The organism is Streptomyces sp. NPDC002851 (assembly GCF_053591935.1).
Window position 1 is genome coordinate 58,964 of the sequence record NZ_JBSFUT010000041.1, and the last position, 18,951, is coordinate 77,914.

General features: G+C 69.8%; 17 protein-coding genes and 1 pseudogene. 4 read left to right on the forward strand and 14 right to left on the reverse strand.

The features are described 5' to 3' along the window. Positions 1 to 96: 96 nt before the first annotated feature. The 5 genes from ACWD10_RS32175 to ACWD10_RS32195 form a co-directional block, all read right to left on the reverse strand. On the reverse strand, positions 97 to 1,167 hold the full coding sequence (locus tag ACWD10_RS32175; RefSeq protein ID WP_451097192.1) for a GntG family PLP-dependent aldolase: 1,071 nt from the start codon (positions 1,165 to 1,167) through the stop codon (positions 97 to 99). Further along, a complete protein-coding gene (locus tag ACWD10_RS32180; RefSeq protein WP_451097193.1) occupies positions 1,164 to 3,452 on the reverse strand; it encodes a pyridoxal-phosphate dependent enzyme in 2,289 nt (762 codons plus the stop codon). Before ACWD10_RS32180 ends, ACWD10_RS32175 begins: the two co-directional genes overlap by 4 nt. After that, positions 3,449 to 4,459, reverse strand: coding sequence for a GHMP family kinase ATP-binding protein (locus ACWD10_RS32185; RefSeq protein ID WP_451097194.1), 1,011 nt, complete (start codon positions 4,457 to 4,459; stop codon positions 3,449 to 3,451). Before ACWD10_RS32185 ends, ACWD10_RS32180 begins: the two co-directional genes overlap by 4 nt. Beyond that, positions 4,456 to 5,967, reverse strand: a complete 1,512-nt coding sequence (locus tag ACWD10_RS32190; RefSeq protein WP_451097195.1) for a lyase family protein — start codon at positions 5,965 to 5,967, stop codon at positions 4,456 to 4,458. The genes ACWD10_RS32185 and ACWD10_RS32190 overlap by 4 nt, the downstream gene beginning before the upstream one ends. Before the next feature lie 227 nt (positions 5,968 to 6,194). Then, positions 6,195 to 6,416: a hypothetical protein gene (locus ACWD10_RS32195; RefSeq protein ID WP_451097196.1), complete on the reverse strand. Its 222-nt coding sequence runs from the start codon at positions 6,414 to 6,416 to the stop codon at positions 6,195 to 6,197. Here ACWD10_RS32195 and ACWD10_RS32200 point away from each other — a divergent pair. Next, the gene (locus tag ACWD10_RS32200) at positions 6,415 to 7,140 is read left to right on the forward strand and encodes a 4'-phosphopantetheinyl transferase family protein (protein ID WP_451097197.1); all 726 of its coding nucleotides are present in this window, start codon (positions 6,415 to 6,417) and stop codon (positions 7,138 to 7,140) included. The genes ACWD10_RS32195 and ACWD10_RS32200 overlap by 2 nt on opposite strands. Before the next feature lie 298 nt (positions 7,141 to 7,438). Here ACWD10_RS32200 and ACWD10_RS32205 read toward each other — a convergent pair. Continuing rightward, positions 7,439 to 7,656 (reverse strand): annotated as a pseudogene (locus tag ACWD10_RS32205) (ATP/GTP-binding protein); the annotation flags it as partial. Between the two features lie 44 nt (positions 7,657 to 7,700). On the opposite strand from ACWD10_RS32205, the gene ACWD10_RS32210 reads away from it, so the two are divergent. Beyond that, complete coding sequence (locus ACWD10_RS32210) at positions 7,701 to 7,931, forward strand: e9imm peptide (RefSeq protein ID WP_451097198.1); 231 nt, start codon at positions 7,701 to 7,703, stop codon at positions 7,929 to 7,931. Positions 7,932 to 7,940: 9 nt separating this feature from the next. On the opposite strand, the gene ACWD10_RS32215 is transcribed toward ACWD10_RS32210, so the two are convergent. Further along, a protein-coding gene (locus ACWD10_RS32215; RefSeq protein ID WP_451097199.1) for an IS5 family transposase occupies positions 7,941 to 8,866 on the reverse strand; the annotation gives its coding sequence in 2 pieces (ribosomal slippage) (positions 7,941 to 8,461 and positions 8,461 to 8,866; 927 coding nt in all). Between the two features lie 249 nt (positions 8,867 to 9,115). After that, on the reverse strand, positions 9,116 to 10,123 hold the full coding sequence (locus ACWD10_RS32220) for an esterase/lipase family protein (RefSeq protein WP_451097200.1): 1,008 nt from the start codon (positions 10,121 to 10,123) through the stop codon (positions 9,116 to 9,118). Positions 10,124 to 10,513: 390 nt separating this feature from the next. Between ACWD10_RS32220 and ACWD10_RS32225 the strand changes: the two genes are divergently transcribed. Continuing rightward, the gene (locus ACWD10_RS32225) at positions 10,514 to 10,711 is read left to right on the forward strand and encodes a hypothetical protein (RefSeq protein ID WP_451097201.1); all 198 of its coding nucleotides are present in this window, start codon (positions 10,514 to 10,516) and stop codon (positions 10,709 to 10,711) included. 839 nt (positions 10,712 to 11,550) lie between these two features. Here ACWD10_RS32225 and ACWD10_RS32230 read toward each other — a convergent pair. The 5 genes from ACWD10_RS32230 to ACWD10_RS32250 all read right to left on the reverse strand — a co-directional run bounded on the left by ACWD10_RS32230 (position 11,551) and on the right by ACWD10_RS32250 (position 16,617). Then, the gene (locus tag ACWD10_RS32230) at positions 11,551 to 12,426 is read right to left on the reverse strand and encodes a hypothetical protein (RefSeq protein ID WP_451097202.1); all 876 of its coding nucleotides are present in this window, start codon (positions 12,424 to 12,426) and stop codon (positions 11,551 to 11,553) included. A 104-nt stretch (positions 12,427 to 12,530) separates the two neighbouring features. Continuing rightward, entirely contained in the window at positions 12,531 to 13,601 is a 1,071-nt protein-coding gene (locus ACWD10_RS32235; RefSeq protein WP_451097203.1) for a TniB family NTP-binding protein, read from the reverse strand. Next, positions 13,598 to 14,608: a Mu transposase C-terminal domain-containing protein gene (locus ACWD10_RS32240; RefSeq protein ID WP_451097204.1), complete on the reverse strand. Its 1,011-nt coding sequence runs from the start codon at positions 14,606 to 14,608 to the stop codon at positions 13,598 to 13,600. The genes ACWD10_RS32235 and ACWD10_RS32240 overlap by 4 nt, the downstream gene beginning before the upstream one ends. 36 nt (positions 14,609 to 14,644) lie before the next feature. Next, positions 14,645 to 15,823, reverse strand: coding sequence for a hypothetical protein (locus ACWD10_RS32245; RefSeq protein ID WP_451097205.1), 1,179 nt, complete (start codon positions 15,821 to 15,823; stop codon positions 14,645 to 14,647). Continuing rightward, the gene (locus ACWD10_RS32250; protein WP_451097206.1) at positions 15,817 to 16,617 is read right to left on the reverse strand and encodes a TnsA-like heteromeric transposase endonuclease subunit; all 801 of its coding nucleotides are present in this window, start codon (positions 16,615 to 16,617) and stop codon (positions 15,817 to 15,819) included. The genes ACWD10_RS32245 and ACWD10_RS32250 overlap by 7 nt, the downstream gene beginning before the upstream one ends. 788 nt (positions 16,618 to 17,405) lie before the next feature. On the opposite strand from ACWD10_RS32250, the gene ACWD10_RS32255 reads away from it, so the two are divergent. Further along, the gene (locus ACWD10_RS32255) at positions 17,406 to 17,987 is read left to right on the forward strand and encodes a DinB family protein (protein ID WP_451097207.1); all 582 of its coding nucleotides are present in this window, start codon (positions 17,406 to 17,408) and stop codon (positions 17,985 to 17,987) included. 728 nt (positions 17,988 to 18,715) lie between these two features. On the opposite strand, the gene ACWD10_RS32260 is transcribed toward ACWD10_RS32255, so the two are convergent. Next, a partial coding sequence (locus tag ACWD10_RS32260; protein WP_451097208.1) for a hypothetical protein occupies positions 18,716 to 18,951 on the reverse strand: 236 nt, incomplete at its 5' end.

An 18,951-nucleotide genomic window follows, 5' to 3' on the forward strand; every position in this document is an offset into this window, starting at 1 on the left:
GCGGGTCAGCTCTCCCTACGGTGTTGGTCGGGACGAGCCAGCCATGCGTAGGGTTGGCTGACCCGGGGGGCCGGGCGTGGCTTTCAGGGGTCTCCATCAGGAGTCCTTGCTCTGGGGTACGGACACGTCCGGAGCGCCGCGTAGCACGCTGCGGACGATGGCGAGGGCCCGGTCCACATCGGCGTCGTCGACTCCGCGGTGCAGCACGGCACGCAGCCGCCCGTGCCCCAGCTCGGCGATGGCCAGGCCCTCCCGGCGGGCGGCCTCCGCGAACGTCTGCCAGGTGTGGCGGCCGTCGACGACCCGGAACATCACGATGTTCGTGGTGACGGCGTCGGGCTCGACCTCGATGCCGTCGATCCCGGCGAGGCCCTTGGCGAGCAGGGCGGCCCTGCGGTGATCCTCGGCGAGCCGCCCGGCGTGGTCGAGGGCGACCAGCCCAGCGGCGGCGATCACCCCGGCCTGGCGCATGCCCCCGCCGAGCATCTTGCGCAGGCGGCGCACCCGGCCGATGAACGCCTCCGTGCCCACGACCACGGAGCCGATCGGCGCGGACAGGCCCTTGGAGAGGCAGAACTGCACGGAGTCCGCGTGCCGGGCGATCTCGGCGGCCGGGACCCCGGAGCCGACCGAGGCGTTGAAGATCCGCGCGCCGTCCATGTGGACGGGCACCCCGCGCTCGTCGGCGAAGTCCCGCACCTCGCGCAGATAGTCGAGCGGCAGGATCGCTCCGCCGCAGCGGTTGTGGGTGTTCTCCAGGCAGATCACCGCGGGCAGCGCGAACTGCGGGTCCTCGGGGTCGTCGGGGAAGCCCTTCGCCAGGTCGGAGACGAGCAGGCGCCCGTCGGGCTGGGTCGGCACCGGCTCGTACACGAGCCCGCCGCAGACCGAAGCGCCACCGGCCTCGTAGATGTAGATGTCGGTCTCGTCGCCGACCAGGACCTTGGAGCCGCGCGGGGCGTGCGCCATGAGTGAGGCCAGGTTGGCCATCGTGCCGCTCGGCATGAAGCAGGCCGCCTCCTTGCCGAGGGCCGCCGCGGCGCGTGCCTCCAGGGCGTTGACCGTCGGGTCCTCGCCGTACACGTCGTCGCCGAGGGCGGCCTCGCCCATGGCACGGACCATCTCCCGGGTGGGCAGGGTGAAGGTGTCGCTGCGGAGCTCGATCACGAGGCTGAGCCTTCCGGTGCGCGGTCGTCGGTGGTCACGATGTCGATCTGACGCAGGGCCTCGGCGCACGCCTTGGTGACCTGCTCGTGGGTGTCCCCGGTGGCGATCACGAAGCCGAGCCGGTCGTAGGCGTCGCGCACCGGCCGCACCTCGCTGCCGGGGCGGGCCGTGATCACCACGTCCTCGACACCGGGGACGGCGCGGGCCTCGTCGACGCCGTCCACCCGCTCCAGGCGCCCGGCCCGCTCGGGCAGCAGGAAGCGAATGGCGGCGTGCGGGCCGGGCCGGGCGTCGAGGTGGGGGGTGCGGCCGACGGCGGCCCGGAGCTGTGCGTCCAGGAGGCGGGTTCCGGTGGCGAGCCGGATCAGCTCGGGGATCATCCCTCCGGCGAGGCGTGGATTCACCTCGATGATCAGCGGCCCGGCCGGGGTGAGCCGGATCTCGGTGTGCGTGGGGCCCGTGCGGATCCCCGCGGCAGCCACCGCCGCGCGGGCGGCCCCTTCGAGGGCATCGGCCTCGGCCGGGGTGAGCCGGGCGGGGAACACATGCTGGTACTCGACGAACCAAGGCCGCCCGGTCACGCTCTTCTGCGTGATGCCGACGCAGGTCGTGCGGCCCTTCTCGGTGAACAGCTCGACGCTGAACTCGGGGGCGTCCACGTACTCTTCGACGAGCGCGGTGCGCGCGGTCGGTATGCCGCGCACGTTGACGCGGACGGCGAGCACCGTCTCGACGTGGGCGCGGACCTCGTCCTCGGTGTGGCACAGGCGTACGTTGTGAGAGCCGGAGTCGTCGGCGGGCTTGACTACACACGGCAGCCCGACCTGCGCCACCGCGTCCGCCGCCTCGGACGGGTCGGTCACGGCGGCGAACCTCGGCCCATCGACGCCGTGTTCGCGTAACCGGCGGCGCAGCCGCACCTTGTTGCGGCACACCGACACCGCGTCGACCGCGTTGCCGGGCAGCCCGAGCCAGCCGGTGAGGTCCGCCACGGCGGGCACGTAGAAGTCGCTCGTGGTGGTGATGCCGCCGATCTCCTCGCGGCGGAATCGGTCCTGCACGGTCGCGCGCAGCGCCCGCACGGAGTTGGTGTCGCACACCACGACCTCGCAGCCCGTCGCGTCCAGGCCCGCGTACCGGTCCGGCTCGCCGGTCAGCAGGACGGGGGCAAAGCCCATAGCGCGGGCCGTGGTGAGCGCGAGCATGCCGGTGCCCGTGGTGTTCGACTCGACGAACAGCAGGTGCTGCGCGGGCAGTTCGGCCGGGTTGGCGGGCACCGACGTGGACCAGGCGTCTACCACCCGCCCCGGGGGTACGGCCTCGGGCTCCGCCCTGGACGATAGGTCGAGGACCCGCCGGTCGGCCCAGTGCGCGTCGCTGTAGACGGTGTCGACGTAGCGGTCGCCGCGGTCCGGCAGGATGCCCACCACGCGGGCCCCGGCGGGCAGTTTGCGCGCCACATGCCCCAGGACCCGGTAGACGGAGCCCGAGGTGTTGCCGCCGAAAATCTGCTGTTCCGCGGCGAGGGCGCGGGTGGCCTCGAAGGCCTCCCGGTCGTTGAGCCAGTGGACCTCGTCGATGCCGCGGCGGTCCAGGTTCTTGGGCAGCAGGCTGTTGCCCAGGCCACTCTGCAGCCGCGCCGGCCGGTCGGGCTGGCTGAACAGGACACTGCCCACGGCGTCGACACCCACGACCTTCAGTCGGGGCAGCGTCTCGCGCAGCGCTCGCGCGGTGCCGCACAGCGAGCCCCCGCTGCCGACGGAGCCCACCAGGACGTCCACCGGGCCCAGCTCGTCGACGATCTCGGCGGCCAGGGTGCGGTACGCCCCCGGGTTGTCCGGGTTGCTGTACTGCTGCGGCCAGAACGCGCCGGGGAGCGTGGCCATCAGGCGTTCCAGCTCCTCCAGGCGGGCGCTCTGCCAGCCCTGGCTCGTCATGGTCTCGACGATGCGCAGCTCACAGCCGAGGGCGCGCAGCTTGGCGCGGGTGATGACGTCGATCCGCGGATCGGTGACGATGTGCACCGGGTGCCCCAGGGCACGCCCCACGAGGGCCACGCCGAGCGCCATCGTGCCGGAGGAGCTCTCCACGATGGGGGCGCCCTCCCGCAGCGCGCCGGTGCGGCGGGCCTCCCGGATGATGTGGCGCGCGACCCGGTCCTTCATCGCGAACGGGTTCTGCAGTTCGAGCTTGGCGTGGACCTCCACGTCCGGTACGGAGTCCATCCGCAGCAGCACGAGCGGGGTATGGCCGATCGCGTCGACCATGCTGGCGAAACGCATCATGAATTCCCTGACAGAGCTGCCGATTTGAGGGTCCGGGCCTCGGCCCCGGGCCCGCCGAGTCCGAGCGAGCGATAGTGGTGCACGGTGCCGGGGAGCCGTCGGCACGCGGCGGTGACGTGGTCGACGCGGGCGGCGTGGTCGCTGCCGCCCTCCGGCAGGAGGATGCCGAGCGTGGTGCCGCTGTGCGCCTGGGCGAGGCCGAGGCCGTCCACCTCGCGGCAGATGTTCAGCATGGGGGCGAAGTCGTCGCGCGGCAGATGCCGCAGGTTGAGCTGCGCGCTGCGGGTGGCCACCTCCCCGACCGCCCGGAGGTCCTGGGCGCGCACCGCGTCACGCAGGGTGCCGAGGAGGCGGCCGTACTCCTGCTTCTCCACGGCGCCGAAGTGCTTTTTGACGCGGTGGAACTCGACGGTGTCCACGATGCCGCCCAGGTCGTGGGCGACGATCGTGAGCGGCGGCAGCTGCCCGAGGCGTTCGCGCAGCCGCACCTCACGATGGTAGAAGGCCACAATGTCCGGATACATCACGCCGTCGGACGGCTCGATGCCGCGGATGAACGTCTCGATCTGCGTCTCGGTGAAGTGCCGCCCGAAGGCGTCGCCCAGGGCCCGGGCGGTGGCGACCAGGTCCGCCGAGGAGCTGGCGAGCCCCTTGCCCTCGGGCAGCGTGCTGGTCAGCTCCAGGGTGCCGCCGAAGCCGTACCCCAGATGCCGCAGGATGCGCTCGGCCAGCAGGCGGGACTTGCTCTTCCCGGCGGGATGGACTATCACCTCCGGGGCCGTGGTGTCCGGCCAGAATTCGGCGACGGACGCCAGCGTGATCGGGAAGGTGACCAGGAAGTCCCGGTCGTTCTCCGCCAGGACTCCCTGCAGAAGCTCCCCGAAGGTGCCGTTGGCGATCCCGATGCCCGAGCCGGAGGCCACGGGGCCGACGTTCGGGGCCCCGCCCGCCGTGCCGTCCACCGGACCACCGACCGGTTCTCGTGTGATCGGTACGTCAGTTGTCACGCGCGCACACTCTCCTCGTTCACTCGAGCTCGTCGACGGGTGCCGGTGACACCGCGGCCCAGGTCAGCGAGGGCCGACTCCGTCCGGCCGCGGCGCAGCCGCCACTCGTCCGCGAGGGCGTCGAGGCGCCGCTCGTGCGTCCGCAGCAGCGTGCGCACGGCATCCGGGTGCGCCGATCCGGACGACCGCTTGGCGTACAGCCCGGCCGTCACGTCGAAGACCCGGTCCAGCGCCTGCTCGGGACGGCGGAGGTCGACGCCCTGCTCCGCGGCGACGCGTCGCAGCAGCTCCGGGTCGGTCGCGTGCGGGGCGGCACCGCGGTCGAGGGCGGCCGTGATGTACCGGCCCGCGACGACCTGGGCCGTGCGCCAGGGGACGGCCTCGTGCAGGGTCAGGCGGTTGGCGAGCGTGAAGCCGCCGAGATACTCGCGCTCGCACGCCGTACGCATCCGCTCCTCGCGGAACTCGGCCCGTTCGAGGACCGCCGTGAACAGCCGGGTGAGGGACCGGGTGGCGTCGAACAGCGTCAGCAGGTGGGCACCGGCCTCCTTGGAGACCTCGACCGAATTGGAGTACGGGGTGTTGCGCTGCCCGAGCACCATGTCCAGGTGGCCGGAGACGAGGTGCGCTGTCCTGCCGCGGATGCGCTCCAGGACCGGGTAGTTCTTCTTCTGCGGCATCGCGGAGGAGATCCCGGACAGCTCGTCGGGCAGTTCCAGGAAGCCGTACGCGCCGCCGCCCCAGTTCATCAGGTCGGTGACGAACCGGCTCAGCGCCGAGCCGAGCAGCGACAGTTCGGCCGCGAGCTCCAGGGCCCAGTCGCGCGAGGCGACCGCGACCAGGGCATGCGGGCGCGGCGCGCGGAAGCCAAGGAGTGCCGCCATCCGGTCCCGGTCCCAGCCGATCTCCTGGCCCGCCATGGCGGCGCCGCCGAGCGGACACAGATCGACACCGTCGTACGTGGTGAGCAGGCGGCGCAGGCTGTGCGCCAGTTGCTCGACCAGTCCGGCGAAGTAGAAGCCGGGCGTGATGATCTGGGCCGGCTGCAGATGGGTGTGTCCGGGCATCGGCAGGTGGGCGGTGCGGTGCGCCAGACCGAGCGCGGCGCGCGCGAGGCCGAGCAGCGAGTCCGCCGCCGAGAGGGTCTGCCAGCGGCCGAACATCAGCTGGGCGCAGGCCTGGAAGTCGTTGCGGCTGCGGTCGACGTGCCAGGCGGGCACGGGAGCGGGCAGCTGCCCGTCGACGTACCGCTCGATGGCGAAGGCGATGTCGGACATGTTCTCGTCCGCGCGGGCCTCGATGTCCTCGGGCCGCAGCCGGGACAGGACGCCGAGCAGGGCGTCGGCCTGCTGTGCGGTGATGACTCCCATCCGCTCGTACTCGAGGGCGAACACCTTCTCCATCGCCACGTACCAGCGCAGTAGATGCGCCGACTCATGGCGGAACTGCGGCTCGAGCACTTCCTCGTCGAGCAGTTGCACCGGCCCCTGTGTGATGCGCCCGCTCATGGGCGTATCGGGGACCCGACGGTCATTCATTACTCCCCCCCTCGAGAACTTCCGCACCGACGCGCGTCCGCACACTGCAGCCCCCCGAGAGACACCGAAAGATAGCGAACGTTCTGTTTTGCTGTCGGGCAATATTCAAACCAGACCCAGCCACGCCCCTCAACAGGACGACCGGCCCCCGGCGCGACTTGGGCTTGTTGCCGAAGTCGCGCCGAGGCGAACGGGTTTCAGGGACGCGCGCAGGACCGCGTGATGATCTCCATGCTGCGGCCTTCCGGATCGCCGAAGTACCCGCCGAGACCGCCGAGCAGACGCTTGAACAGGCCGGGCTCGATGAGGCGCGACTCGGCGCGGTAGTCGGCGACGGCGAAGGCCACCGCCGAGCCGGCCCGCTGCGCGGGCGGCGGTGCAGCACGACCACGTGTCGTGCACACGTAGAGTTGGGGCATGACCCAGACGTTGATCGTCGAGCCGCTGGAGTACGCGTCGGAGCCACTGCCCGCTGGCCCCATCCGGGAGACCGAAGTGTGGCTGGTGCGCGCCGATGACCAGGCCACGGCCCATCTACTCAACGCCCAGGAGAAGAAGCGGGCCGCCGACTTCCGGTACACCCGCGACCGCCTCACCTACACCGCCGCGCATGGCGCCCTGCGCACCCTCCTCGGCGCCTACCTCGGGGAAGACCCGTCCCGCCTCACGTTCGTGCGCGAGCCGTGCCCGTGCTGCGGCGACCCGCACGGCCGCCCCGCCCTGCCCGGAGCCTCCGTGCACTTCTCCCTTTCTCGCACTCGTGACGTCGCCTTGCTCGGCTTCGCCCCCCACACCATCGGCGTCGACATCGAGGTGCTACCGGACTCGGCCGCTGTCGCCGACGTATCCGAGGTCCTGCACCCGCGCGAGCAGGAGGAACTGGCCGTCCTCGCACCGACCGAGCGCCGGTCCGCCTTCGCCCGCTGCTGGACCCGCAAAGAAGCCTGCCTGAAGGGAACCGGCGAAGGACTCGCGCGCGGCACGGCCGCGACCTATGTGAGTAGCGAGGCAAACCCTGCGCCGGTGCCGGGCTGGCGACTCGGCGACGTACGCGTGCCCGAGGGGTACGCCGCGGCCATCGCGGTTCGTGAAGACACTGGCCCGGCCGGGTATTCCAAGACCTCTTTGCGGCCTGGCGGTTGAAGGGACTGCAGGCCCTTCGTGAACAGGTGCCCGGGGTGCTTGCGCGGCATCAGCGCACGACGCGTTCGAACTCGCCGTGCCAGGCATCGAGCACCGCCGCATGGACGTCGACAACGTGCGTTCGACCCCGACGGCGCCACGCACCTGTCGCGCGGCGGGTGGTCTGCCACGATCGCCCCTTCGGCCGGTCCGTAGGGCGGCGGGTTGGTCAGGGGTTGAGGTCGATTACGCGGGCGGGTTTGCCTTCCCAGCGCTGGGGAGCTGTGGTGTCGACGTAGGCGCCGGCGGGTCTGTCCGGTCGCGCCGGTAGGGGACCGCAGTCGATGAGGGTGGCGCGGGCGGCCAACTGTGCGCCGGGTACGCCGGTGAACAGGGCGTTGTCGGTGAGGTTGATGCCGGCGTAGACGTCGCCGCGAGGCGTTCGGTGAGGTCTTTGAGCAGGTCGGCGGCTTCCGCGCCGGTGGCGGTGCGGGGGTTGAGCCGGTGGATCTCGTCGATCATCACTAGGACCTGTCCGGGTGATCACTCGTCCCGTTAGGGTGACTCGGCGGAGGGACCTGATGAGTGCTGTGGAGATGAGTCGCGCGGAAGCCGTCGCGCTCGTGCAGCGGATCATGCAAGCGGACTACGCCTCAGACGACGAGGTGGACGGCTGGCTGGACAGGCTCGGCAGAGCCCTGGCGTGCCCGTCCGTTCATGTCAGTGGCTTGATCTTCTGGCCGCCGGAGCGGGAGCTTTCGGCTGATGAGGTAGTCGATCAGGCCTTGGCGTATCGGCCAATCGCTTTGTGAGGTCGGGACTCAACTCCGAAGCCAGATGAGCAAAGCTGCGGTGGTTGCGGTGCCGAGGAAGACGTAGCCGCGCTTGTCATAGCGAGTGGCCACGGCCCGGGACTGCTTCAGCCTGTTGATCGCTCGTTCGACGGTGTTGCGCTTCTTGTACCGCGCTTCGTCGAAGCCGGGTGGCCGTCCGCCGCGTGAGCCTTTGCGCAGGCGGGCGGCCTGGCTATCGGACTTCTCCGGGATCGTGTGCCGGATGCCCCGGCGCCGCAGGTTCTCGCGGCACGGGCCATTGCTGTATCCCTTGTCGGCCGCGATGCTGTCGGGCTTCGTGCGGGGCCGGCCCGGACCGACCCGCGGAACGCGGATCTTCGCCAGCACCGTCTGGAACTGGGTGCAGTCCGCCCGCTGTCCGCCGGTGACGATCAGGGACAGCGGGCGGCAACGGCCGTCCGCGCTCAGGTGGAGTTTGCTGGTGAACCCGCCCCGCGAGCGGCCCAGGCCCTCACCACCTCCACCAGCCGGGCGAGCAGGCTTTGCCACGGTGTTTCGCCCTTGTGTTCTGCCGCTTCGGCCCCCTTTGACACGGGCGCCGCCGGTGGTTCCGTCCGGGCACCGGCCGCGTGCTGATTGGCCCGCACGATGGTGGAGTCCACCGAGATGTCCCAGTCGACCTCGCCCGCGGCGTCGCCAGCGGCCTGGACCTGCTGCAGCAGACGCTCCCACGTCCCGTCGGCCGACCACAGCCGGTGACGTTCATAGGCGGTCTTCCAGGGGGGGCCGAACCGCTCGGGAAGATCCCGCCACTGCACTCCGGTCCGTACCCGATGCAGGATCCCATCGATCACCTGTCGATGATCCCGCCATCGGCCGCAACGTCCATTGCTCACCGGCAGGAACGGCCGCAACCGTTCCCACTCGGCATCTGTCAGATCACCCCGCCCCATGCCCACAACAACGACCCAGGCATGGGGCGGTCACATGATCGCCCGGACAGGTTCTAGCTCCGCCGCCTGCGACACGCCTGCGACGAATACCCGCATGTCACTCACCGTCGATTCCGGAATGTGCCTGTGAATCCTGGGACGAGTTGACTCGCCCGCTGTGTGACATGGAGGGGGAGGGCAGTTGTGACATGGGAGGGGAGGGCGGCGGCGGGTGGTGCCCTGTGTCCCGCCCGCCGCGTGTACGCGGTTTCAGCCGCCGAGTACGGGCAGGGAGAGGCCGCAATCGACGGGCTTCGCGTGGGCGGGGTCGAGGGCGTTGCGTACGAGTTGGGCGGCGTTGGAGTCGTACACGAGCGACAGGTGCTCGGAGAGGTCGAGCGGGCAGATCTCCTGGATCAGGATGTTGCGGACCCTCGCGCCGGGACCCGCGGTCAGGAAGTTGTTCCGGTACGGGGTGGCGACCTCGTCGTGCCGGGTGGCGATCACTGTGTAGTGGACACCCGGCTGTGTGTCCCCGCCCCTGTCCAGCTTCCTGTTCATCGCGGAGCCGACCATCTGGTCCGACCATGCCTGGCCGACGACGGCGGACACGGTCGGGTCGAGGCCCAGCTTGTTGGTCAGCCTGCCGACGCCGGAGACGTCCGCACCATGGTTGGAAGGCGCCAGGGCAACGAGGCTGTGCACCTTGTTCCGCTCCGGATCCCTGGCATCCGTGCCGCCCTCGAACCGCAGATACCAGCGCGGCGTCGGACCGCCACCCTGGGAGTGCCCGACAATGTCGACCTGGCGCGCGCCGGTGGCCTTCAACACCCGGTCGACGTAACCGGCGACCTGCCGGGCGGAAGCCGGAATGGGCCCGGTGGCCTGGAACGGACTTCCCGACGGGCCGCCGTAGTTCGGGGCGAAGACGCAGTAGCCCTGCCGCTTCAGATACGGCGAGAGCATGCCCCAGCTGTTGAAACGGTTCCCCGCAGTGCCGTGCAGCAGCACGACCGGACGCGGATGCTCACGACTGGGCCGGCACCTCCAGTCGTTGGACCCCGCGGGCGACGCATCGGGATCCAGCAGCCCTCCGGCCCCCGCCAAGGGGACGTCGAGGAGCCGGGCCAGCGACCGAGGCGGCGGCTCGGGCCCGCCGGCCGCGACCGCCGCGCCCTGCAACACCCCGGTCAGCGCCAGGGTGAGCCCCGCACAGAGCGCGGCCCACCTGACGCGCAGCCGGTTCGACCGTCTCCGGGAAACATTCCGATCCGCCACGCGCCACTCCTCGCCTCAGGCCGGCCGAGCGCCGACGCGAAGATGATCGAGGAGCGGATCCACACAGTCCCCAACAGCCGCTCGCGGCACCACTTATGGAGCAGACCGCTTTCATCCGTCCAGCCCACGGGATTGACCGTCCGCGGGCGGCCGGTTTCTGGTGGACGATCCGTGGACGCGCTGCGGTCCACGGCCGAGTACCTGGCCACTCATCAAACAAATAGGTTCCGGTGGCCGCACCGCTACAACACACCGTCCGCCGCCAATCCCGCCTCGACAGTCCCATCGACTACCGACAGGCACTCGACGCACCATCAACTACGACGCCGCCAAGTCGAAGTCTCCCGAAGCGACAGGGATGACAGAAGTGGGCTGGTCCGAGGGCGCGCTTTGGCCGACAAGGGTGAGGACGCGCACGCGGCCGGCGAACGCCATACGGGGGAGCGCGGAACCGAGTTGCTGCTCGAGCCGGGCCCAGCTGGTCGTGTTCTGTTCGCGGGCGGTCTTCTTCAATGCGCCGCGAACGGCGGCAGCTGCGGATTCCAGTACGTGTGGCGCGAGTTCGCGGCGGGAGTGACGGTCGGCTGACGACTGCTTCCCCAGCTTCTTCTGCGGCTCTTTCGACTGGGAGAGCTTCTTGATGCAGAACCTGACCTCGTGCCACTTACCCGAGGAGAGCTCGCCGCCGGCGGATGCACGGCCACGACCAGCTCTGCGATCACGTTCCGTGTTTCGTCTTGGGTGAACCGGTGGCGGGTGCGCTGATGGAGGCGTGTCACTCCGCTGCCTTGCCGCAGACCGATCCGACACTGCAAGGGCCAGATGACGTTCCTTCCTGCATGAGACCTCCGTGGTCGTGCCTCAACAAGATGTGGAGCGACCCGGGCAGGGCCGCACCGCGGATGGGGAACGCGCGCACCAGAGCACAGCCTGACACTCCCGGCCCGGCCACCAACAGCCACGGCTCCTGCCGCACTTCGCCCTGCCGACGAAGCGCACATCGACCTCTTCCGGATCCACCACGACGCCATCCAAGAGCCACCCAGAAAACCTGCACAATGCGCAGGTCGCATCGGGACCCGCATGAGCGAGAGACACCCGGAATGCACGCGCTCAACTCGGCTCTGATGTAAAGCCATTGGGTGTCTGCGACACCCACGACCGCTGCGCCCGTTATGGCCTGCCGTTGGTGTTGGTTGTTGATGTTGTGTGTGGGCTGGGGTTTCGCGGGTTGGTTGGGTGATCTTCCGGCCGGGGTGGGCGGCTCCGGGGCCGGTAGGGCGGGTCTGTTCGTCGCGTGGGTTCTCGTTTTGTTGCTGTGACCTGCGGGGGACTGTGTTGTGCAGGTTGGCTGGGTGAAGTTCCCGTGTTTGTGCAGGTGTATCGGCGGGTCGTAAGGCAGTCGGGGAAGGCCCCTCTTTTTGCTGTCACGCTGCTGGGCTCGCGCGGTGTGGTCCTGGGGTGAGGCGGGTGAACAGGAGATCGCCCGGGATCGGTGCCAGACGCTCTAACTCGAGTTGCTGGGCGAGGTGTTGGAGGTAAACAGCGTGCTGCGTGTGGGGAAGGCCGTGCCCGGGGATGTGGGTGAGGGCGCGGGCGAGGATGACGGTTTCGGGATACGTGATGATCCTGCGGGCGAGGAGTGTGAGTGACGCGGTCCCGTCGTGACTGGGCAGGTGCTGGTTGGCCAAGGTCAGGCGCTTGAGCCGTTTGTTCCAGCGTCGGGCGCAGTGGTGCTGGTGGTCGTACCAGCGCGTGGTGACCGCTCGGGCCCAGGTGTAGGCGGTCCCGGCCTCTGGACGGTGGCGTAGTCGCTGGTGTTGTTGGTGTGCCCGGACCAGTTCGGGCAGGCCGCGAATGTTCAGGGTGCCGGGTAGGCGGTGATCGCTGCTGGCCTGCACATGCTTCACACAGACGAGCCGGTGTTCGGGGAGATGGGCCCAGGCAGTCGCTGTGGTGCCGTGACTGCGGGCCAGGACGCAGCTGGTACAGGCGCGTAGAGGGCGCAGGGCGGGGTCGGTGGGGTGCCATCGTGCGTATGGGGTGTTGTTGGCGCGTTGTGCTGGGCGGTCCGTGGCCGGTGCTGCGCCCTGGCCGAGGGCGCCTGTGCGGTGGTGCGGTGGGATGCGGGCCCAGGCAGCGAGGTGCCAGACGGCCAGTGTGTTGAGGCGGAGTTCGACGGCGGGCGCCGTGCCCGGCTGTCCGGTGTGGTTGATGTTGAGCCCGTCGAGGAGTTGGACCGTGCTGAGACCGTAGGTGTCGGCGAGGCGCTGCACATACGAGACGCTTGCCTCGAACGGCATAGGTCGCACCCGTGCGACTCCGGCCATGGGCAGGGGCGGCTGCACCGCGCACGGCGCCGGAAGCCGCAACGTATCGGGCCGTGATCTGGATGTCGTGGTGGGGCTCATCGTTCGCTGCGCCGTGGCCCGCCGCTTGCTTCAACACGCGTGTGCCTTCTGGTGGTTGGCGGGGTGCAGGGGCGGTAGTGCTCTTCGGCGAGGTGGTCCAGGCGCACGGCGTCCAGTGACGCCTTGGTGATGCGTTCGCTGCCATCGCAGATGGCGGTGAGCGCGGCTTGGCGGATGAGGCGGGAGAGGCTGCCGATCTTTCCGCCGGTACGCGCATGGAGATACGGGGCGAGGCGGGGCAGGCCGCCTGTCCGGTGTCGTTTCAGGTCGAGGGCCTGTTCCATCGCTGTGATGAGGTCTTTGAAGGGTTCCTGCCCACCGAGGCGGGCGGGGAAGGCGCCGCAGTCGATCAGGCTGGCGCGTCCGGCGAGTTGGGCGCCGCGGACTCCGGTGAACAGTTCGGTGCGCGTCACGTTGATCCCGGCGTACACGAACGTCGCGCCGATGCGTTCGGTGAGGTCTTTGAGGAGGTCGGCGGTCTCCGCGCCGGTGGTGGTGCGCGGGTTGAGCCGGTGGATCTCGTCGATCAACACCAGCTTCACGCCGGTTTTCGCGTAGGTGGCGCATACCGCGGTGGTGATCTGGGTCTGGGTCATGCGGGCGGTGACGGGAATGCCGAGGTAGCGGGCGAACTCCGCGGCGAGGGTTTTCGCGCTGGCGGCGGGCGGCACCAGGACGTAGGCGACCGGTACCGCGGCGATGTGGCCCGTATCGGGGTGGGGTTGGCGTGCGGTGTGGGCGAGGTGGCAGGCCCGGCCGACTTGGAGGAGTGCGGTGGTCTTGCCGGTGGTGGCGGGGCCGGTGACGATCAGGCTGGGGCGGGCGGTGGCCTGCTGGTGGCGCCCGAGGATCATCAGGGTGCGCACGTTGCGGGAGAGGGCGTCGATGGCGGGGGTGCGGACGGTGACGAACGCCGAGTGGTAGGCGAGGCGTTCGTCCCAACTCCGTGGCGGTGCATCGGCTGCCGGTGGGGCGGGTGGGGGAGCGGTGGCGAATGCCTCGAAGCCCTGCCAGGTGTTGAGCGCAGGTGGCTCGCCTGACAGCCAGAGGGCCTCCTCCTCGCTCACCACTGCTCGGCCTCCTGGTAGGCGTCATACAGGTCGAAGCCGCCGCTGGTGGTGCATGCGTCTGCCACCTCTCCACCGTCGTCGCCGTCAACACCGAGGTCGTCGAGGCTGTCGCCCCACTCCCACTCGGCGCCGTCTTCCGTAGCCTGCTCCGGCCTGGCATCCTCCGCACGTTTGGCGTCCGTATCCGCCGGTACACGGGGCAGTGCGGCATCGCCCTCGCTGCGGTCTTCATTGCGTGCCACGTCTCGGCTGCGTTTCCGCCCGGTCTTGTCCTTCATGACTCGCTGCTCGGGGATGTCCGGCGAGAACCGGATCGAGGACTCCATGTCGTGTGTGCCTGCCGCCGATGCCTGTCCGGTGCGGGCACAGCGCAGGACCTCATCGAGGGCGTCGGCGAGGTCGGCTTCGTGCTGCTCACGGCCAGCTCGCTGCTCCACGATCGTGTGGACGTGACGCCAGGTGTGTTCGTTGAACGGCTGGTGGACGTGGTCGCGGTGGATCCAGGGGATTTCGGCGAGTTGCCCATCAGGCAGGCGTACCCAGACCTGCCGCAGATCGTGGGGGTTGTGGTGGACTTCCCACTTGCCGCCGCGGGTGGTGATACCGGAGCCCTGGCCGCGGTGCTCGTTGAGCATCGCGTGGTCGTAGGTACGGTGGTTGAGGCGGATGCCGCGCTCGGTGATGGCCTGCCAGCGCACCGGCAGCAACTCAAGGTAGTCCCGCCCGGTCAGCGGCAGCGGCACGTACCCGCACACCCCCAGCAGCGCGGCCCACATCTCGTTCGGCGACAGCGCGGTCTTGGGCAGCATGGGGTGCCGCAGCGCTTCGTGAGGACGGTTCTGCCACCCGCAGACGATCCACTCATCCAGCAGCTCCCGCAACTGCCCCAGTGTCCAGCAGGCTTCGGCTTCTACGTTCTGCCCGCGCCGGGTCACGTTGGAGCCGGTGTAGCCGGCGACGTGCTGGGCGAAGAGCGTGTTGATCGCGCCGAAGGTCCGCTCCACCGTGCCCTTGGCGGTCGGCTGCCTCGGTGGGGCGGGCTACACACTCACCCCCAGGGTCTCGCACGCGGCCAGGAAGCCCTCGGAGACGAACACTTTGCCCCGGTCCACGACGATGGTCTCGGGCACCGCCACCGGCCGCGCCGCCGCGCCCTCCAACCGGGCATCCAGGGACAGCAGCCGCTCGTACGGCACCGCCGCATAGGCAAGCTGCAGACCCTTGCTCCAGCCGGGCCGAGCTGGATGGGACACGGCCATCTCGGCCAGCAGCAGCGCCGCGTCCACCGCTTTCGTACCCTCCGGCCGCAGCACGGCGGCCAGGATCGACCGCGTCGCCACGTCCACGGCGATCGTGAGCTCCGGCCGCGCCGCCCGTCCCCTCTCGTCGACGGCCATCACATCCAGCCGTGTGGTGTCGACCTGCACCATTTCACCCGGCCGCAGTGCCCTGGTCGGCGTGTACGGCCCCCCAGGCACCGTCGCGGTACGCGCCGGGCGCCCCGGCAGCTCCCGGGGATCGGCGAGCGCTTTCACCAGCCGGTTGAACGTCGACTCCTGCGGCACCTTCACCCCACCCCGCCCGTGCGCCTCTTCCAGGATCTGGCCGGTCAGCTCCCGCAGGCCCTTCAACGTCCCCTTGGACCGCCCCCGTTGACGCCGCAGCGCCTCCAGCACAGCGGCCACCACGCGCTCATCGCTGCGCCCCGTGGGACTCGAGGACCGCCGCGCCCGCCCGTCGACCAGCCCCAACAACCCCTGCTGCCGGTAGCGAGCCCGCATCCGCCGCACCGTGGCCGTGCTCACTCGCGTCCAGCCCAGTTCCGCCAACTCCTTGGCCTTGGCCTGCTCCCGCTCGGCCAGCGACCACCGTTCAGGATCGAACTGCGGCCGGGGCACACCCCCGCTGCCGGGCCCGTCGGGCAGCCCGGATTCGACCTCGCAAATGTGCCGTTGCCACGCCAACGCACGCTCCCGGGCCCGGACTTCGACCCCCTCGAACAGACCCCACTGCGGCACTCCGGGCGGCATCTCAGGCCGCACCAGCCGAAAGGACGGGTCGGCGAACAGGTGCGACAACAGCACCGAGGCGGTTGCTCCTGCCTCATCGACCAGCCGCACACTCTGGCCGATGATCCCGGCGATCTGCCACGTCACACCATCGAACACGACGTGCGCCCCGACCGTGGCCCGCCGTCCCCCCACGACCAGGCTCACCATGCCGCCTCCTTCCCAGCGCAGCCGGGGGCGACCATCACCTGCTCATGCAGCGGCGAATCGAGCGCCACCTCGAGCCGCCCCGCCCACAGCGCGTGATACACGACCGGCAGAACCGCGAGCGGATCCCCGACCGCGACCGCACCCTCGATCAGCGGCCGCGGCTGCGCGAAGGCCTCCAAGACCGCTTCCTCCAAGCCGTCTTGGCCGCGGTAGCGGGGGTGCCGGTAGCCGGCCAGCCACCGCACATTCGCCGCCACCACGGCATCGGGCGGCCCCAGCCGCCGATACCGCCACCCCACCTGCGCACACAACGCCTCCAGCACCGCCCCGGCCCGCTGCGCCCGTACCCCACCCGCATCCATGCCAGCGGGGCAGTCGGCCAGCAGCCCTGTCCCGTCCGCGTACCGGGCGAACACCTGAGGTATCCATGACCGCACCCGGCTGCGCGCATCGCGCCAGACCACCCGCACCGGCCGCCCCGCCAGCCCGGTGACCTGAGGGTCACGGTCGAGGATCATCAACTGCGTCAGCATGGCTGCCGAGCCGTGCGCCACACGGCGACCGGTCGTCGCCGACCACCACCAGCCCGGCCCCCACCGCTTGCCGGGCACGACCGGGAACGCGGACACCGGCGGGGCGTCCTCGAGCCGCACCTCGGCCACAGCCGCAGCCCAGGGCAGCTGCGATAACTGCCCCAGCTCATCCACGAACACCGCTTCCGCATCGCCGCGTTGCCTCACACCGGCAGCCAAGGACAGCGCGGATCCCCACGAGCCGGAATCCCACTGCGTCACTCCAACGAGCGACCACGCACTCCCGCCCGAGTAAGAACTGTGCTCCAGCCTGTCTAGCGAGCCGGCGCGGACGCCCCGGCCCTCGAGTCCGAGCGGCGGGCCAGCCACTGCCCGAGGTCGAACCCGCCTTGTGGCCGGTAGAGCACCCTCACACGGCGGCCGCGCCGCTGCGCACACACCCGGGCAAGCTCACCGCCGCCACTCGCCCTGGCCCTGCCCGCCTCGGCCAGGCGCCGCAGCTGCGCCGCCACTGACACGGGCTGGTGCTCCCGCTTCACCCACCACGGATCCTGCCCCCGGCCGCCAGGTACACCGACGCCGCGCCGCCGACGGACCACTGCACCCAACCACGCCCCGAGCGGCCCCGCGTAGTCGACCGCGGCCACTGGCCCTAGCCACGGCCGCCCCAGCCGCTCACCGAGCTCCCGGGCGAACAGCCCGTCGGGACGGCGAGCACGCGGACGCTCCGCACCGCTGTCACGCCATGCCAGTTCCTGCATCACCGGTCCGGCTGGTCATCCCTTCTGCATTTGCCGGGGCTGACTGGGGGGTTCATTGCCTACACATGACCGGGACCCAGCCGCGCATGCCTACAGAACAGCGGGGACTGCCTACACATCGCAGAGACAGGACACGTGGGGCGGGCCGGGTGTCCTGTCTCATCGAAGGTTGGGCAGTCTCATCGAGTTTGAGCGCGGTGGGTGTCGGCCGTCGTCAGCCTCGGGCGCATCGCCGGCTTCTTGTCGTAGCCGCGTGGTTGGGTGGCGGCAGCCTTCAGGGAGGACCACGTGACTGATCTCAAAGCGGAGCTGCACCGCAAGCTGCAGGCAGGACGGGCCGGTCTGCTCTCCAAGCTGGAGGGACTCACCGAATACGACATGCGCCGGCCCATGACACCCACTGCCACAAACCTGCTGGGCTTGGTCAAGCATCTGGCAGGCCTTGAGTACGGATACCTCGGCGAATCGTTCGATCGGCCGGCACCAGAGCCGCTGGCCTGGGTGGAGGACGGTTCAATCTGGGAAGGCGCAGACATGTGGGCCAGGCCCGATGAGTCCAGCAAATACATCATCGGGCTCTATCAACGTGCCTGCGCGCATGCCGACCGGACCATCACGGATCTCGCACTCGAAGCGCCGGGCCAGGTGCGGCACTGGCCCAACGACCGTCGAGCCACCACCTTGGGGGTGTTGCTCGTTCGCATGGTCTCCGAGACTGCCCAGCATGCTGGCCACGCCGACGTCCTCCGTGAGCTCATCGACGGTAAAGCCGGACCGGACCGCGACGACTTCGGCGACGATGCCAAGTGGCAGAAGTATCACGCCCGCATCCAGGCGGCGGCCGATGCCTTCGCCGAGAGCTCCCCCTAACCGTTCCCATGGGCGACATGGGCAGGTGAAGTAGTCCCGGCGCGCAATACCCGGCGCTAGCTGCACTCATCAGAGCAGCCACGGATCTTCACCGGCCGGGGCCGCTGAACAACGTCGCAGCTAACCGTGACCATCAGACGCCGGTCGGCACCCACCGCGCTCAAGCTTCGATGAGACTGCTCAACCTTCAATGAGACAGGACAGCGATGAGCCGCACGCCGCGCACAGTCTCTCCTGGCGGCATGTCACACGTAATGGCATTCTGCTCTAGATGCAGCCGTGCAGCGTCAGCGAGGCAGCCGTACCGTCCGTCCTGTTCTTGAGGGCTGCCGTTGGATAGCCCAGTCACGGTCTATGGCTCCTCGTTCCCGACAGCGTCGCCTCAAGTGTCATTCCCAACAACGACGACCAGACCGCGTTGTTCTACGGCGACCGGGCCGCCGACCTGGTGGATTGCGACGAGTACGAGGTCATCCGTTTTGTGGGCTGCGGAGGCTGCGCCGGAGGAGGGGCGCCGGCATCTTGACGCAGCCTGGCAGAACTGACTCCATGATCGGTTTCAACTACAGGTCAATGGCCCTGCGTTGCCCAATTCGCGTGTGGAATATTGGAGTTGTTAAATCGAAGAGACGGGGTGTCATAGGGGTTTATAGGTCTGGTTTGTGAGGGGCTTTCAGCGCAGGAAAGGGAAGCCAAAAACCGGGCCGCCCCGATCCTCCAGCCAGCTCCTAGGAATTCGCGGAGCGAATTCCGTCAGGCCGAATTGCGGAGCAATTCGAGCCCCGGCCAACGGAGTTGGCCGGAATTCCGGCGGAGCCGGAATCAGCCGCGCGGAGCGCGGCATCCCTCCCGCCGCGTAGCGGCGGCGCGTCGTGTCTGCGGAGCAGACCGCGCGGCATCCGGCCGTCCACGAAGACGTAACTGACATTGGGCGGCTGGCCGTTGAGCACGATCTGATAGATCG

What these genes read in the sequence shown, in the direction of transcription:
- ACWD10_RS32245 (WP_451097205.1), bottom strand. Translation starts at nt 15,823, where the DNA reads ATGGTGAGCCTGGTCGTGGGGGGACGGCGGGCCACGGTCGGGGCGCAC.
- ACWD10_RS32180 (WP_451097193.1), bottom strand. Translation starts at nt 3,452, where the DNA reads ATGATGCGTTTCGCCAGCATGGTCGACGCGATCGGCCATACCCCGCTC.
- ACWD10_RS32200 (WP_451097197.1), top strand. Translation starts at nt 6,415, where the DNA reads ATGACCCAGACGTTGATCGTCGAGCCGCTGGAGTACGCGTCGGAGCCA.
- ACWD10_RS32195 (WP_451097196.1), bottom strand. Translation starts at nt 6,416, where the DNA reads ATGCCCCAACTCTACGTGTGCACGACACGTGGTCGTGCTGCACCGCCG.
- ACWD10_RS32210 (WP_451097198.1), top strand. Translation starts at nt 7,701, where the DNA reads ATGAGTGCTGTGGAGATGAGTCGCGCGGAAGCCGTCGCGCTCGTGCAG.
- ACWD10_RS32190 (WP_451097195.1), bottom strand. Translation starts at nt 5,967, where the DNA reads ATGAGCGGGCGCATCACACAGGGGCCGGTGCAACTGCTCGACGAGGAA.
- ACWD10_RS32230 (WP_451097202.1), bottom strand. Translation starts at nt 12,426, where the DNA reads ATGCCGTTCGAGGCAAGCGTCTCGTATGTGCAGCGCCTCGCCGACACC.